Annotated in this window: 13 protein-coding genes and 1 pseudogene; 10 read left to right on the forward strand and 4 right to left on the reverse strand. The window is 59.6% G+C overall.

Annotated features, from left to right (window positions below):
• Positions 1-136 precede the first annotated feature (136 nt).
• The 10 genes from ACQY5P_RS10200 to ACQY5P_RS10245 all read left to right on the forward strand — a co-directional run bounded on the left by ACQY5P_RS10200 (position 137) and on the right by ACQY5P_RS10245 (position 11,770).
• Positions 137-1,237, forward strand: a complete 1,101-nt coding sequence (locus ACQY5P_RS10200) for a DUF2231 domain-containing protein (RefSeq protein ID WP_428406757.1) — start codon at positions 137-139, stop codon at positions 1,235-1,237.
• 366 nt (positions 1,238-1,603) lie between these two features.
• On the forward strand, positions 1,604-2,092 hold the full coding sequence (locus ACQY5P_RS10205; protein WP_428406758.1) for a DUF411 domain-containing protein: 489 nt from the start codon (positions 1,604-1,606) through the stop codon (positions 2,090-2,092).
• Positions 2,093-2,949: 857 nt separating this feature from the next.
• The gene (locus ACQY5P_RS10210) at positions 2,950-3,312 is read left to right on the forward strand and encodes an NADH-quinone oxidoreductase subunit A (RefSeq protein ID WP_428406759.1); all 363 of its coding nucleotides are present in this window, start codon (positions 2,950-2,952) and stop codon (positions 3,310-3,312) included.
• Positions 3,309-5,324: a heavy metal-binding domain-containing protein gene (locus ACQY5P_RS10215; protein ID WP_428406760.1), complete on the forward strand. Its 2,016-nt coding sequence runs from the start codon at positions 3,309-3,311 to the stop codon at positions 5,322-5,324. Before ACQY5P_RS10210 ends, ACQY5P_RS10215 begins: the two co-directional genes overlap by 4 nt.
• Positions 5,321-6,220: an NADH-quinone oxidoreductase subunit H gene (locus ACQY5P_RS10220; RefSeq protein ID WP_428406761.1), complete on the forward strand. Its 900-nt coding sequence runs from the start codon at positions 5,321-5,323 to the stop codon at positions 6,218-6,220. Before ACQY5P_RS10215 ends, ACQY5P_RS10220 begins: the two co-directional genes overlap by 4 nt.
• A complete protein-coding gene (locus ACQY5P_RS10225) occupies positions 6,217-6,735 on the forward strand; it encodes an NADH-quinone oxidoreductase subunit J family protein (protein WP_428406762.1) in 519 nt (172 codons plus the stop codon). The genes ACQY5P_RS10220 and ACQY5P_RS10225 overlap by 4 nt, the downstream gene beginning before the upstream one ends.
• Complete coding sequence (gene nuoK / locus ACQY5P_RS10230) at positions 6,732-7,043, forward strand: NADH-quinone oxidoreductase subunit NuoK (RefSeq protein WP_428406763.1); 312 nt, start codon at positions 6,732-6,734, stop codon at positions 7,041-7,043. The genes ACQY5P_RS10225 and nuoK overlap by 4 nt, the downstream gene beginning before the upstream one ends.
• Entirely contained in the window at positions 7,040-8,932 is a 1,893-nt protein-coding gene (locus tag ACQY5P_RS10235; RefSeq protein WP_428406764.1) for an NADH-quinone oxidoreductase subunit L, read from the forward strand. Before nuoK ends, ACQY5P_RS10235 begins: the two co-directional genes overlap by 4 nt.
• 52 nt (positions 8,933-8,984) lie before the next feature.
• Positions 8,985-10,406 (forward strand): complex I subunit 4 family protein, encoded by a 1,422-nt coding sequence (locus ACQY5P_RS10240; RefSeq protein ID WP_428406765.1) that lies wholly within the window; start codon positions 8,985-8,987, stop codon positions 10,404-10,406.
• On the forward strand, positions 10,406-11,770 hold the full coding sequence (locus tag ACQY5P_RS10245; RefSeq protein ID WP_428406766.1) for an NADH-quinone oxidoreductase subunit N: 1,365 nt from the start codon (positions 10,406-10,408) through the stop codon (positions 11,768-11,770). The genes ACQY5P_RS10240 and ACQY5P_RS10245 overlap by 1 nt, the downstream gene beginning before the upstream one ends.
• Before the next feature lie 378 nt (positions 11,771-12,148).
• On the opposite strand, the pseudogene ACQY5P_RS10250 reads toward ACQY5P_RS10245, so the two are convergent.
• The 4 genes and pseudogenes from ACQY5P_RS10250 to ftsH all read right to left on the reverse strand — a co-directional run bounded on the left by ACQY5P_RS10250 (position 12,149) and on the right by ftsH (position 16,218).
• Positions 12,149-13,038: pseudogene (locus ACQY5P_RS10250) on the reverse strand (class I SAM-dependent methyltransferase).
• A 166-nt stretch (positions 13,039-13,204) separates the two neighbouring features.
• The gene (locus ACQY5P_RS10255) at positions 13,205-13,393 is read right to left on the reverse strand and encodes a YHS domain-containing protein (protein WP_428406767.1); all 189 of its coding nucleotides are present in this window, start codon (positions 13,391-13,393) and stop codon (positions 13,205-13,207) included.
• Between the two features lie 55 nt (positions 13,394-13,448).
• Positions 13,449-14,174 carry a hypothetical protein gene (locus tag ACQY5P_RS10260; protein WP_428406768.1) on the reverse strand — a complete coding sequence of 242 codons (726 nt, stop codon included), beginning with the start codon at positions 14,172-14,174 and terminating at the stop codon, positions 13,449-13,451.
• A gap of 190 nt (positions 14,175-14,364) precedes the next feature.
• Entirely contained in the window at positions 14,365-16,218 is a 1,854-nt protein-coding gene (gene ftsH / locus ACQY5P_RS10265) for an ATP-dependent zinc metalloprotease FtsH (RefSeq protein WP_428406769.1), read from the reverse strand.
• Between the last annotated feature and the right edge of the window lie 68 nt (positions 16,219-16,286).

The following is a 16,286-nucleotide window of genomic DNA, read 5'->3' on the forward strand; positions in this document are numbered from 1 at the left end:
CCGCAAGCCGATTGACGAACAGCTGGCGACGGGCCGCGTTTATTGCGGCGCAACAATCCTCCTATTGAATTTTTGAGGGAATATACGGATATACGCGTAGTTTCGGCTCGGCAGTTGTAACCTGAGGCCTGCGCGTATGGAATCTCTCATAGAGCCCAACTTTCATCCCATTTTAGTTCATTTCGCCTATGCGCTTACGACCGCGGGCGCGCTCAGCTTGTTTGCCGTCTCGATTTTTCCGCCCGGCGGATGGCGCGACACGCTAAAAACCGCCGGCGACTGGATGCTTGCGCTGGGCGCGGTCGCGATCGTCGCGACGATCGCTGCGGGCTTTCAGGCCTATTACTCTGTCGGTCATGATACGCCGTCGCACGCCGCGATGACGACTCACCGCAACTGGGCCGTGCCGACCGGCGCGGCGCTGCTGGTTCTGGCGGGCTGGCGTTATTTCGAGCGCGGCCGAAGGCCGACTTTGCTTTTTTCCGCGCCTCTGCTGGCGGCGGCGGGATTGCTGACGGTGACTGCGTGGTGGGGAGGAGAACTGGTTTATAATTTTGGGTTGGGCGTAAAGAGCTTGCCGCAAGTTAGCGGCGAAGGCCACGATCATGAGCATCCGCCGGGACAGGGGCATGGCGGCGGCAATGGGGACAGCCAGGTGGAGGCCGCACCCAATGGTCGCGCCGACGGCGCTTCGCACGATCATGGCGACGAAGATATGCGCGTCCAAGTTGACAACGCCTCCCATGAGCACGCTGAGGGCGCTGCACACGATCATGGCCAGAGTGAAACCGGGGCGGGCCGGACGACCGCTGCATCGACGACAACCCCCGTCTCGGGCGACGCCTATCCGCAATCACCTGACGGCGTCGCCGAAGCCTTCGCGCGAGCATTGCGCGCCGGCGACGAGGCCGCCATTCGCGCGCTGGTCGATGCGAACGTCGTCATCGCTGAAGGCGGCGGCGCGGAGCGATCGCTGGCGGAATATAGCGGCCATCACATGCCCTCTGACATGGCGTTCAGCGAGGCCATGGAGTCAACGATGAATAAACGCGATGTGCTTGCGGTCGAGGACATGGCCGCGGTGATAACGGAATCCCAGATTCACGGTTCTTTCAGGGGCGAAAACGTACATTCGCGCATGATAGAAACAATGGTTATGACTCGCGCGAATGGCCGCTGGCGCATCACTCATATCCATTGGTCGTCGGCGCCGATAACCGGCGAGCACGCTCATTGAGAGGATGCCGCGAAGGGGCGCCGTTTCCTGCCGCCTTGCAGAGACGGGAGTTGCGCTGTTGGAAAAGCCTGGTTTCAAGGCCCGCAACAAGAAGGACCGGCGAAATTAGTCCCATGCGAGGGAAAGCAGCTGCCGGGTCGTATGATATTCATGAAGGGAAAGCGCCGCCAATGTCGGCGTGCATCATCGCAAATGACGCAAGCCCCGCTTTCCTTTGAGCCGCCCGAGAAAGGGATCGCCAGTCGTCAGGCATGACCACCCTTCAATCTTGCCTCTGTGCGTTCCCGAGCCCGCCGTCGCATCTCTCTCCCCCTAGAATGCACGGCGGGCTAATCCCGGGCTTGCCGGAACGGAAAGAAGACTCGAATGCGACATGAAGTTCAGACATCGCCGCTTTCCCATTCAAGAAGAGTTCTTCTTCTTGGCGGCGCAGCGATTGCCACAGCGGCGGCTGTCCAAGCATGGGCTGGGACATCGGGCAACAAAATCACGGTTTACAAAACCCCGACCTGCGGCTGTTGTTCCGCATGGATCGAACATCTGAAAGCCTCTGGTTTTGAGGCACAGATTATGAACAGGCCTGATCTTGCCCCGATCCGTGCGCGTTTTGGCGCGCCCGTAGATTTACGCTCGTGCCATATTGCAACAACCGGGCGCTATGTTATTGAAGGCCACGTGCCTGCGATTTCGATTAAGAAGCTTTTAGCCTCGAAGCCAGACGCCGTAGGTGTCTTTGTCCCGGGAATGCCATTGGGTTCTCCAGGCATGGAGAGTCCGTATAAGGGCCAGCCTTATGAGGTTATTCTTTTACAGAAAAGCGGCGTGCGCGAGGTATTTGACAGATACGAAGTGTGAGTAATTAAGCTTGGAATTTAACGCATGGCCGAACTCGTTTCTGACGCTTGTTATTCCATGCGACTTCCTATGGCAGGTACGTAGCTTGCCCTTTGAGGGGCGAGCTGAGAAAAAGCCAAGCCGACCTGAGCTTGTCCGGTTTTCAGGACCTAACTGCAAGCATATTGTACAGCGGACCGTAGATAAGGGCTGCGTACCACCCAAAGGTGAACGTTTCAACGATGCCTATGCCGAAAGCGCGCCAACTGATCCATACGAAACCAGGTAGAAATGGCGACCATGCCTCGTGCATGGCGTATTGCGGAAATAGAAGATCGAATGCGACACAGAGCGCCAACGTTATTGTTAGGAACGCACTGAGACTTAAACCGAGAGCGAATACGGCGATGGGCCGCTGTCCTTGATGCGCCGTTTCGCGCGCCATAATCATTACCTCTCGCGTCGCGGCGCCTTTAGGCGCGCAGCAGGAGCGGTTTTTTATTCTACCGCTCTGGAACCTGCCTCATAAGCTGAGCAACTAACTTGTACATCGAATATGTACGGCTAAGATCGCTAGTGCCCTCACATGCCGGCGCGCGCGGGACACTCGTTTTGAGCATTCGAGATGGCGGGCATTTCTCTTCATGACAGCAAACATCCTCGACCGCAGTTCATTTGGAAAATATTGAATCGTGCCCCTGAAAGTCTTCCCAACCCGCTTTTTCGAAGAAACGGCGAGGGAAGCAGGCGCGTGATGCGTAAACAGGTGTCAGGCGTTAGTCTGTGTGCATTTTTACGTCTTGATAGGCACTTTAACATGCGGTATTGGCCCGGATAAACATTAATCGCGCCGACGCCGAAAACTCAGGGCACGCATTATGAGCGCATGGGCGCAATATCTTGTACTATGGGGATTGGCGGTCGGCGCGATTGGATTTGTGTGCAGCATGTATGCGCTCGCTCGGATCATCGGACGGGTTCAACGTGAACCGGGAAAAGATGTTCCCGCTACAGCCGGAACCCTGTCGCGCGATCCAGCGTGGGTGCGCTATCACGCGCGTTATTACGGATACGCGTTGCTGTTTCTAGCCTTCGACATGGAAATGGCCTTTATGTATCCGTGGTCCGTTGTCTACCGGCAGGAGGGTCTCGTTGCACTCCTCGATATGGGCGTCTTTCTGGTTATTTTATTCCTTGGTCTGATTTACGGCTGGAGCCAAAGCGCCCTGAGGCGGCAATGAGCTTCGAAGGCGCGCGTCAGGGCGCGTGCTCACCGCTTCGGCGGCTGGTCGCCGCCGCGCTGGCGCGGGACCTCCAGGTGTTCGTTGCGCCCGGCGTGGAAGTCGCGCGCGCTTATGGGCTCGATTTCGCAGCCGCCGGCCTGAAGATCGCTGCAACGCCGCGCCATTCGAGCGTGCTGCTCGTTACGGGCCCGCTCCCGCGAGTGCTGCGCGATGCCGCTTCGGTAGTCTATGCGCAGATGCCCCGACCACGCGCGATTCTCGCGCTCGGTTCAAATGATCTCGCGCCTTTACCCGGAGCCGATGTTGTGGGCGCCCTCAACCAGACCGGATTGCTCGACTCTATCGCCGATCTCAGGCGCTTCATATCCCGAAATGCATTTTCCCACCACGTTTGCGATTTCGATGCGCCTGCACTTAAGGTCAGCCTCAAATATACCTGCCCGATGCATGCAGAGGTTGTCACCGACGTGCCCGGTTCCTGCCCCAAATGCGGCATGACCCTCGTCCCTCGCGAGAAATCGGCGACACCCGAACATCGGCATGCGGCTCATCGTCGACAGGAGGCTCAGATGCGCGACGTCAAGCAGCACACGCGCCCGGCGGCGGCGCGTCATCATCATACGCATACGGAAAAGAACGCCGTGCAATATGCCTGCCCGATGCATCCGGAAGTGGTCTCCGACAAGCCCGGCTCCTGCCCCAAATGCGGCATGCATCTCGTACCGGTGGAAGAAGAACCCAGCGCCGCGCATGACAGCCACGATCACGGCGATCACGGTCAACAGGGCGACGGCGACGGGGAGCACGCCCAATACACCTGCCCGATGCATCCGGAGGTGGTCTCCGACAAACCCGGCTCCTGCCCCAAATGCGGCATGCATCTCGTCCCCGTGCAGAAGGCCGGCGCCGCGCATGACAGCCACGATCACGGTCATGGCGGTCATGGCGACAGCCGGATTGCCACGGGGATCGAGCCGCATTTCATGTCCATGGTCGAGATCACCAAAAACCTTCCGGAGAGTGCAGATGGCCTGCGCATGGACTGGATCGAAACGCCCTTCGGTCCCTTTTTTCCCGGATTGCCGGGCGGTCTAACGCTGTCGTTGACCCTTGACGGCGACACGGTCGCAAACAGTAAGGTCGGGAGCTTTGTCGCCGGCGGCGATGCGCTCGGCGGGGGACCGGTAACGCCCGAAGCTTTTGTCAGCGCGCTTGCGAAATGCTCGCCGCTGACCCCGATCGCCTTTCATCTGCTTGCGTGCGCAGCGATCGAGGACGCCGTGGAAATTGTGGTCCCGTTTGAAGCTGCGCGCGGTCGCGTTGGCGCACTGGAACGCGAACGCATTGCCAGCCATCTCAACTGGCTGTCGCAATTTTGCGCGCAGACCGGCCTTGCACGACTGTCCTCCCGCGCCGCAAAACTGCAGCTCGCCGTTCAAGGCGCCGACATAGAGAGAATAGAAAAAGAAGCGGGCAGGATTACGCGCCTTTTGAAGGCGCTTGCGCACGCGCCGCTCCTGAAGGCGCGACTTTCCGGAATTGGTAAGCTCTCCGACGCTACGCCGGATCTCGATGGTCCGGTCGGCCGCGCAACCGGCAAGACATGCGACGCGCGCGCATACGATCCCGTCTACGCCGCGCTCGGCTTTATCCCGGCAAGCCGCCCGCGAGGCGACGCGCTTGATCGGTTCAATTTGAAACTTGACGAAATTGCGCAGAGCCTAGCCCTCATCACCGCTGCCGGACGCATCGCGCCGCCCGTTCTTACAGGCCTCGGCCCCGGTCCGAATCGAATATCGGGGTGCGGCCGCGCCATTGTTGAAACGCCGCGCGGCCCGGCCCGGCTGCGGCTGCGCCTCGAAAATGGGATGGCGGTGAGTGCTGAACTTGATGCGCCGTCATCAAGGCATTCCTTGCTCGTTGACCGTATAACGCACCAGCACGAGCTTGGCGACGCGCTCGTGGCGATCAGTTCGCTGGATTTATCCCCATGGGATATGCGCCGATGACGAGCGCCGTTGCGCTTTTCGCCATCAGCGCTGGCGCATACCTCATCGCGGTGCTAGAAGGATGGAGCGTACACGGACGGCTTCGCCTCACAGGACCGGCGATTGCGGCGCTGGCCCTGTTGGCGCGCGAATCCTTTGTTGGGCGCAAGCCGGACCGTGTGTTCTATGAAGCCGGGCCGATATTATTGCTGACCGCCGGCCTGTTCGCCGCAGCGGTCATCCCGTTGACGCCAAACATCATCGTGGTCGATCTTGCGACCGGTGCGCTGTTCCTGAACGCGGCGCTCGCCTATGTGCTGGTCGCGATCATCATGGCCGGATGGGGGCCGAATGGCGCTTACGGAATGATTGGCGGCTGGCGCTTTCTTGGTCAGTTCATCGCCTACGCCATGCTGATTGTGATGCCAATAACGGCGGTCGCAATGCGCGCCGAATCGCTGATGATGACGGATATCGTCGCCTCTCAGGCTCAGCTTTGGAACGCCGTCTATCAGCCGCTCGGATTCCTTCTGTTTGTGATCGCTTCTATGGGCCTTGCCTATCTGCCGCCTTTCGATCTGCCAATAGCCTGCGGCGATCTCGCGGGCGGCGTAGAAGCCGAATACACCGGCGTCAGGCTGAGCGTCATGAGGCTTGCACGGATGGTTGTCATATTATCGTTGGCCAGCGCAACGGCGACCTTCTACCTCGGCGGCTGGCTTGGACCTTGGCTGCCCGCTTGGGTCTGGAGCACAATCAAAATACTCGCCATTGCGGCGGCGATGCTAATTGCCGGGCCGTACGCGGCGCGGATCCGCGAGGCGCATTACCTCGCTCTGAGTTGGAAACTCGGCATTTCGCTAGCGCTGGCGAATATTTTTCTAGTCGGCGTTCTGGTTTTGGCGGCGCCCCTATGACCGGGCAGATCGTATTTCTCATGTTCTTCGGCGCCGCTGCAATTTGGTTCGGCGTAGTCGTATTTCGCACCCATTCAATGGTGCGCTCGGCCCTGGCGCTATTATTTTCGCAAACGGCGATCGGGGCAATGTTTCTTGTGATGCAGGCCGAATTTCTGGGAGTTCTGCAAATCATGATGATGGCGACGGAGATGAGCGTCATGGCGATCTTCATGGTCATGTTCATGATGGATCCCGGCGGGCTCGTCGAAATGGACATGACGCATCAGAAAAAACTCTCGCTCGCGGCCGGCGCGATCGGCGGCGGGACCGCGTTCGCGCTCAGTTTGCAGGTCGACTGGGGCCCGACCGCCGGCGCCGTCCCGGATGCGGCTGCCCAGACCCGCGATCTCGGCCTTGAACTGCTTGGCCGTTCGATGCTGATTTTCGAGTCGGCGGGCGTGACCATTTTGACCGCCATGGTCGCGGCGACAGCGGTGGCGATCGCGCCGACCGGGAAGGCGGACATCAAATGATCTTTGAGCTGACGATTGCGCTTAGCGTTGGCGCCGCCTTGTTCGGCATTGGCCTTTACGGCGCGCTTTCCCAAACAAATCTTGTGATGATCGTCATGGGCGTGGAGCTCATTTTGGCGGCCGCCCTGGTCAATCTGGTCGCCTTTTGGCGCTATCTCCATCCCGGCGAGCCGGCGGCGCACATGTTCGTGCTGATCGTCATGGCGGTGATGGCCGTGGAGATGGCGGTCGCCTTCGGCGTCGCGGTCGCGCGTTTTCGCGCTCGCGGTTCAGTGGAAATGGAAGAAGCGCGCGAGTTGAAAGGATGACTGCGATTGCGCTGCCCATCATAGCGCCGCTCGCCGCCGCGCTGACGATATTGCTCGTGAGGACCCGTCCGGCGGCGCTCGCAGCCACGGGAACGGCGGCGGGCCTTCTGGCGTCCTTCAGTTTGCTCGCTGCGGTCGGCGGCGGCGGTCCGTCCGAGGTCCAGGGGCCAGGCCTGCCGGCCATGCCGCTGCGCCTCGCCGGGGACCCATTAACCGCGTCGCTGTCGCTTCTGGTGTCAATCGTCGCATTCTTTGTGATGATCTACGCCACCGGGTATATGCGTCGCGACAGCGAGAGAGTTCGGTTTTTCGCAACGATAATGTTGTTTGTCGCGGCCATGCAGGCGCTGGTGCTCGCAGGCGACTGGATCACGCTCCTGGCGGCATGGGAACTGATCGGCTCTTGCAGTTACATGCTGATCGGTTTTTGGCATCGCCGTCCCGGCGTCGCCGCGGCGGCGATCCGCGCGTTCCTTTACACGCGCAGCGCTGATCTCGGACTCTATATCGGCGTCTTTACCCTGATCGGCGCCGCCGGCTCCTCGCAGATCTCGGCGACACTCTCGGTCACAGGTGCGCCTGCACTGGCGGCGGGGCTGGCGTTGCTCGTCGGCGCTATCGGCAAGTCGGCGCAAGTCCCTTTGCAAGACTGGTTGCAGCGCGCGATGGCGGGACCGACCCCCGTTTCAGCGCTGTTGCATTCTGCAACGCTGGTGGCGGCAGGCGCAATCCTCCTGATACGGACAGCGCCTTTGCTGCCCGATGGCGCCTTGCTGGCCATCGGGCTCGCCGGCGGCGCCACCGCTGTGTTGACAGGACTTATCGCTCTTGCACAAAGCGATCTTAAACGATTACTCGCCGCGTCGACGTCCAGCCAGTATGGACTGATGCTACTGGCCGTCGGCGCCGGCGCGCCGGTTGCCGCGCTTTTGCATCTGATCGCCCATGCAGCCATCAAGAGCTCGCTGTTTTTGGGCGCAGGGGTGTTTCAGCACGACCGGGAGACGACCTCCATCGAAGGGCTCGCGGGGGCAGGCCGCGCCCGACCGCTGATCTACGCCGGCTTTGTTGTGTCGGCGCTGGCGCTGGCTGGAATCCCGCCGCTCAGCGGTTTTTTTTCCAAGGACGCGATTATCGCGTCCGCGCTCGCATCGCCGGGCGCGCCGTGGCTGGCGCCGCTAGCGATCGCCGCAACGGCGCTGACCGGCGCCTATATGGCGAGGGCCATGCGCGCGCTTGTTTCCGGCGCAGCGAATAGCGCGCCCACGCGCCGCGACACAACGATGGGGATCGGGGTCATCGGGCTAGCGTTGCTTGCCGCAGCGCTTGGCGTTGTCTTTCCAGCGCTGGAACGCTTCGTCGGCACCGAAATTGAGGCGCCGCTATCGGCGGCCGCGCTCGGGCTCGCCGCTGGAGCGGGCGGGTTGGCGCTCGGCTGGTTTGTTCCGGTGCGGCGGCTCATGGGACCGCTTGCGCCCTGGGCGCGGCGCGGCTTCGCCGTCGCCGGCGGGTTTGACGGATTTGTACTTCGACCCGCCTTCGCCATTGCAAAAGCCTGTGACCGCATCGACCAGCGCATCTATCAAAGCGTGCTCGCGATAGGCCGCAGCGCGCGGTCGGCCGCAGCCGCCACAGAGCGCCTCGAACGCGCCCTTTACGAGAAAGACCTCGCGATCGGTCCCGGTAATTTGCGCATCGGCGTCTGGACCCGCATCACCGATGAAAAAGGCGTTGACGGCGTGATTGATCTGCTCGTGCGGGGCGCCATCGTCGCCGGCGGACAGGCGCGGCGGCTGCAAAGCGGACTCATTCACCGCGAACTCGCGCTGACCACGATCGCCGTAGCGCTCCTCGCGCTTGCCCTTATTGCCTTCTCACTATTCGCCTAAGGAGAAATCCCCCCTGCTTTCGCTCGCAACATTCCTGCCCCTTCTCAGCGCGATGGCGCTTATGTTTATGCCACGCGCGCCGCGCCGCCTTATCCACGGCGTAACGATTTTGACGACCGGCGCGACGTTCCTAATCACGCTCGCGATCTGGCGGCGCGGCGTTTTCGCGGGCGGTTTCGCGCAGGTTGAAGAGATTGCGTGGATCCCTTCAATCGGAGCCGCTTACCGGCTGGGCGTTGACGGACTCAGCCTCCCCTTGATTCTGCTGACCTCGTTTTTGTTCCTCTTAAGCAGCATCTACGCCGCCCGGAGCAGCGACCGCCCTGCAGTTTTCGCTGGGCTCATGCTGATGCTTGAAACGGCGTCCATCGGCACATTCGCAGCACTCGACGCCCTGCTCTTTTATGTGTTTTTCGAAGTGTCCCTGGTGTCGATGTATTTCATGATCGTCGGTTGGGGCTATGAGGACCGCCGCCGCGCAGCCCTGATGTTTTTTCTGTACACGCTGCTCGGCAGTCTGCCGCTGCTTCTGGCGATTCTCGGCCTGTTTCTCGGCAGCGATCCGCACACCTTCGACATGCGGGCGTGGATCGACAATCCACCCCTCAGCGGCCTCGCGGCGATGCTTGCCTTAATCGCCATGCTGTTCACGTTCGCCGTCAAGATTCCCGTCTTCCCCGTACATACCTGGCTGCCCGCCGCGCACGTTCAGGCGCCGACCGTCGGCAGCGTGATCCTGGCCGGCGTCATGCTGAAATTCGGAACATACGGCCTCGTGCGTTTCGCCCTACAAATGACGCCGGACGCTTTTCGCGAAGCTGGCGTCGTTATTCTCGCCGTAGGCGTTTTCAGCGCAATCTACGGCGCTTTTGTTGCGCTGGCGCAATCCGATCTGAAGAAACTGATCGCTTACACGTCGGTCAATCATATGGGCTATGTGGTAATCGGTGTCGCAGTCGCGGCGCTGACCTTTGACGCGGATCTGCGCGCCATCGCGCTCGATGGCGCAACTTTGCAGATGGTCAGCCACGGCGTCGTCACCGGCGCCCTGTTCTTTCTCGTCGGCATGCTGCAGGACCGCGCGCATGAGCGCGATATGGGCGCTTTCGGCGGGCTGTTAACACTGACGCCAAGGCTGGGGTGGTTCTTCGTTCTCTCCGCCTTCGCGTCGCTGGGGCTGCCCGGGCTCGCGCATTTCCCGGCTGAATTCCAGATCTTCCTCGCAACGCTCAACGTCAGACCCTGGGCGACGATCGCAATCCTCGCGATTGTCGTGACGGCCGGGCTATATCTGCGCGCCATCGCTCTGGTCTTCCTCGGCGAGCCGGGCGAAAAATCGGCTGGCATGCCCGATCTCGACCGGCGCGAAATGCTGGTCGTCGCGCCACTCGCCACGCTTACGATCCTGATCGGCGTCGCGCCTTCATGGTTGCTCGATATCATTCACGCAACTATGGCGACGCTGAGACAGTGATGACGCGCGACCTGTCATTTTTGATCCCTGAACTGACGCTGGCTTCAGTGATCGTCTTGATGCTGATTGCGGAAATGGCGCGGGCGCCCCGCGTGGCGCTTGGCCTCGGTGTTCTCGGCCTAGTCGCAGCGGCCGGCTTGACGCTGCCGCTGATCGACGCCGACACGACGGTCTTCAGCGGCACTTACCGAATTGATCTCCTGAGCGCATGGGGCAAGCTTATTCTGCTGCCGGGTGCGGCGCTGACGTTATTGTTGGCCCGCGCGGAGCTTGCCGGCAGCGATCGTGAGGGCAGCGCTTACAGTCTGATCTGTCTCGTCACGTTGGGAGCGCTAATGCTGACCGGCGGTGGCGATATGATGATGCTGGTGCTGGGCGTTGTCCTGACCGGGCTCGGTTCATTCGCGCTTGTCGCCTACCCACGCGACGACAAGGCGACGGAAGCCGCGATGAAATTTCTTGTCTTCGGCTCGGTCTGCGGCGCTGTGATGATCTACGGTCTCACCTTTTGGTTCGGCGCCGTCGGTTCGACCTTGTTTTCCGCGCTTTCGAAGGCGGATGCGCCACTCGCCGTCGCGATCGGTCTTATCGCCTTAATAGTCGGGCTTGGCTATAAGTCGGCGCTGTTTCCATTTCAGTTCTGGGCGCCCGACGCGTATGACGGCGCGCCGGTTTCGATCGCCGCCTTCCTGTCCGTCATTACCAAGATCGCTGCGATTTTCGCTTTCGCACAGGTACTGCGCGATCTGGCGCCGGAATCCGGCTGGCGCCTAGCTATCGCCGCAATCGCCGTTGCGACAATGACGTTCGGCAATCTCGCCGCGCTTGTACAATCTAATATCGTCCGGCTTCTCGCCTATTCCTCAGTGGCGCAGTCGGGCTATTTCCTCCTCGGCGTTGTGTCGCTCGGCGAAAGCGCCCTTTCCTTGCGCGCCCTGATTGTCTTCGCGGCAGCTTATGTGGCGATGAATATCGGCGCATTCGCCGTCCTCATGGCGCTTGGTCGTCATCTCGATGATTTCCTCGGTGTGGGTCGCACCGCACCGATAACTGGCGCGGCGATGGTCGTATTCTTACTGTCGCTGGCAGGCATTCCACCGCTGTTTGGTTTCGCGGGAAAATTTCTTTTATTCGCCGCTGCAATCGAGGCGAAGTTCATTTGGCTGGCGGTCATCGCAATTCTCAACAGCGTGTTATCGCTCGCCGTATATTTACGGATCATCGCGCCGATGTACGAACGGCGTGAAGCGCAACCGCCGGGCCGGCAATCACGCAACATCATGATCAGGTTTACATGGCTGGTCGCTCTCGGTGCGACGCTCGGATTCGGCGTCGGCGCCCAACTCCTGCTAGCCTGCATTTGAAGCCAGCGTCCGCGATGGCATTGGCGCGCGGCACACAAGTTGTAGGGAACCCGCACTGGCGATTTGATTGCGCGACGCGCGCGAACGCACGCGCGACTACCGATAGAACACTTGGAATGAACTGCGTTCCGGCGGCGCCGTCTACGCTGGCGTTGCTGCGAGCCGCCACCCGCCAGGCACGCCTTTGGGCGAAAGCACGAACTGGCCGACGCTGATGCGACGGCTGCGGAAGCCCCCCGCGCAGCAAAGCAGATAGTAGTCCCACATCCGACAGAATCGTTCGCCGTGCGACGCCGCGACGCCGCGACGCGTGAGCGGTTGGTCTGAATTTTCTCGCGCTAAGCAATCAGCGTGCGATCATAATCGGCCCCGGGATTTTCAACGTCTTCGACAACGAAAAGACCTTCGACCGCCTGGCTGACTTGTCCGACCGTGGGCAGAACGCCATTTGGGAAAATATAAATTGCCCAGCCACGGGTCTATCGTCGGCTGCGCTTCGTTGCTCCAGATGGTGTGCAGCAAGAACAGTCCATCGTCAGCGATCGCGCGGCGTGCAGCGTCGAAATACGCGCCGTAATTCTTCGGCCCGACATGCTCAAACATGCCCATCGACACGACGTGCTGAGCGTCGCCCTCAAAATCGCGATAGTCCGCTGCGGGTCCGCCGAAAAGCCGGCGTAGCGGCGCTCGGCGTAGGCGGCCTGCTCCTTCGACACTGTCACGCCGACGCATTCGGCACCGTAGCGCTCCGCGGCGGAACCCATGAAGGCGCCCCAGCCGCAGCCGATATCAAGAACGCGCTGGCCGGGCTTTAAGCCGATTTTTCGGCACACAAGATCGAGTTTGGCTTCCTGCGCCTCGTCGAGATTATCGGCGTTCCGCCAATAACCACAGCTTCCCGTAACACGCCGGTCAAAAGTCGCCTCAAAAATATCGATATTGAGATTGTAGTGCGCATCCGCAACTTGCCACACCCGCCGTGCGTATTGGCGATTGAACAGCCGCGACTTTATAAGCAGCCACGCGAGATTTGGCATTAGCCGGATTCGCGCACCGAGATTTGCGCCGAGAACGCGGCAAAGCAATTCGTCTAGTTGTTCGCAATCCCACCAGACATCCATATAGGCTTCGCCAAGGCCCAACGATCCCCGCGCCATCACGCGCGCGAAGAGATCGCGATTGTACACGTGAATGTCCCAAGGTCGGTCGCCGTTGATCTTCACATCGGCTTCTGAAAAGAGTCGCTCAATGATGTTCTCAGCACCCATAGGCAGGGCGCGCACTTGTCATACGTAGTTGAGCACCAATCGCTTGCTCGATCTTCTAGAGAGCGGCCCGTCAGCGTACTGTGCTTTCCGGAAACAATTCCGGCCTGCGGCGGCGCTACAAACGCCCGCGGGATTAAGATGACAGTCTGCGATTCGCATTATACGCTCATGGCTTATTGAAGCACGGTACATATTTTTCCGGCTCTCTCTCGAATGCCTCGCGGCATAAGTCCGAACAAAAACAGTATATCTTACCATCAAACTTGGAAGTTGCCGGCGCCACCTTATAGCTTATTTCCATACCGCAAACCGGGTCTTTGTAGACGCTTTCCGTAGGTTTCGTTTTGTGCCTCATTTTCGTGCAGTCCTCATATCTAAACAAAAATTAACCCGACCTCCGGCAGCAATTCTTAAATTGGCTCCTTCCGGAAGATTCCGAAGAACCAGATTTGCCAAAGTGAAAGAAAAATCTGGCCGGCAATCGAAACACCCAGCAGCGCGCCGCTAAATACTACGGTAGTTGCGTAAAATGGATCCCATTTCGTGAGAAACCACGCCAGAATATCGGCGATTATGGAGGCGAAGGGCGTGACAATCAGCGCCGTCTTGAACAAAAACGGCAATTGCGTACGCACAAAGACAATGCCAAGTCCGAACAGGATCAGTCCGATACCGAAAAGATGAATATGAGAGAGCCGCATTAGGCTGTGAAGGGACACGCCAGTGTCGATCTCCGAGACCGACTTGACGCCGGAATAATTCGACAGGTCGGGAACATCGAGCCCCGATGCAGGAGTGTGGCAAGCGATACAGTTTGATTGAAGTATCGGCGCGACAATCGACTCATAGTCGTCTTCAGGCGCTCCGGATTTCAACCACGCAACGATATGGTGGCGCTCCTGGGTTTCGATGTATCCGGACATTGGGCCCCGTATTGCCGCTTCCAGACGGGTACCGCTCCGATTGCCGTAGTAGTTTTCGACGATGTCATTGACAGATAACCCAGCCCGTCCGTCGTGACCGCTATGACTTGTATAAAGATAGACCATCGCCATCAGATAACCGACGCCGATAACCACAAGGAATGACGTGTAGAGAATTTTTTCACTCAGGGCACACTCATTCAAGCCGCGCATCGCGTATCTCCAGTGCTAACCTTGTCAGCGATCTGCAACAACCGTCATTACACATAATACGCGCTAGCACCGAGCTTCCCTCTGCCGACGGCGGATCTAACGCTCCGCACGCCCATATCTCAGCCAGAACGACGCGAGATGGCGCCAAGCGATCACTGGCAGTTTCGGGCGCGAGCTATGTTTCGGGCCCTTAAGTTCCGATGATTCCGAGAGACACGGCCGGATCGGGCGCGCGGTCTTTGAAAAGGAGGGCAAGATCGGCCCCGCCCAGCGTTTCGTTCTGAAGCAGGAGCTCTGCAGCCCGATCAAGCAGCATGCGATCCTCCTCCAGAATGGTTTTGGCGTGCCGGAACGCCGTGTCGACAAGGCCGCGCACTGCCTCATCGATCTTTTGAGCTGTTTGCTCGCTGTAGTCGCGCGCGTATATTTGCGGCGCCGGCGCGGGCCCAAGAAATCCCCCAGCCTCTTTCTCATAGGCGATTTGACCGAGCGCCTCGACCATGCCGAAGCGCGTCACCATGCTGCGCGCGATGTCGGTGGCTTTGGCGAGATCGTCCGCCGCGCCGGTTGAGATCTCATCGAAGATGATCGTCTCCGCCGCCCGACCTCCCAACAGAACCGCCATTTTGTTTTGCAGCTCCCGACGGCTCATGAGAAATCGGTCTTCGGTCGGTCGTTGGATAGTGTATCCAAGGGCGCCGATGCCGCGCGGGATAATCGAAACCTTGTGCACGACATCGCTCCCCGGCAACGACATGGCGACCAGCGCGTGGCCCATTTCATGGTAGGCGACGATTTTGCGTTCTTCCGGATTCAGAAGTCGATTTCTCTTTTCAAGGCCGGCGACAAGACGTTCGATAGCACCGTTAAAATCCTCAAGGGTGACGGCGTTTGCGTCGCGGCGAGTAGCCAGCAGCGCAGCCTCGTTAACGAGATTGGCGAGGTCGGCGCCGCTGAAACCCGGCGTGAGCGCCGCAATCTGCTCGACATCGAGGTCGCTGGAGATGGTCGCCTTTTTCAAATGCACGTTAAGAATCGCAACGCGCCCCATCTTGTCCGGCCGATCGACAAGCACCTGCCGGTCAAACCGTCCCGCCCGCAATAGCGCGGGATCGAGGATCTCCGGGCGATTGGTCGCTGCTAGCAAAATCAATCCTTCGCGCGGATCAAATCCATCGAGCTCGGAAAGTAACTGATTGAGCGTCTGTTCCTTCTCATCGTGACCGCCCATGCCCGGATAAGCGCCCCGCGCGCGTCCCAACGCGTCAAGTTCGTCAATGAAGATGATCGCCGGCGCCTGGAGACGCGCCTGCTCGAAGAGATCGCGGACTCTGGCGGCGCCGACGCCCACAAACATTTCGACGAATTCAGAACCGTTGATCGAAAAGAACGGAACGCCGGCTTCCCCGGCGACGGCCCGTGCCAGAAGCGTTTTTCCCGTACCTGGCGGGCCAACAAGAAGGACGCCTTTAGGCATGCGCGCGCCCAGCCGCCCATAACCTTGCGGCTGCTTCAAAAAAGAGACGATTTCCTCCAATTCGCCCTTGGCTTCGTCAACGCCCGCAACGTCGTCAAAGGCTACCTTCGTATCCGTCTCCAAATAAACCTTCGCCTTACTCTTGCCGATCGACATAAAGCCGCCGCCAAGACCTTGCTTTTCCGCAATCCTACGTACCAAGAACATCCAAACAGCCAAGAAGAGCGCCATGGGTAATAGCCACGACAACAGATCCCGAAAGAAAGTATTTTCAATAACGGCCGCATAAGGAATGCCGTAAGGCTTCAACCGCTCGGCCAACGCCGGATCTACGCGAACTGCGACGACGTGTTGCGGTTGTTCCGAGTCTTGATTTTTTAGTGTTCCGCGAATCAGCTGCCCTGTTACAGTCACCTCGGCCAGCCGGTCGTCCTTTAGATATTGCTCAAACTCACTATACGGGATCGTCTGAACATGACTTTGCTGAGCCACAATGTTCTGCAATAGGATAATCGCCAACAATGCGACAACGGCATACCAAATATTGATGGCCGTCTGCCGATTCATTTTGGTCCCTCCCATTTTTTGTTGCACTTTGATTGAATATCGACGGGGCCTCAATTGTCATAACGCCT

The organism is Hyphococcus sp., from assembly GCF_965267305.1.
GTDB lineage: Bacteria > Pseudomonadota > Alphaproteobacteria > Caulobacterales > Parvularculaceae > Hyphococcus.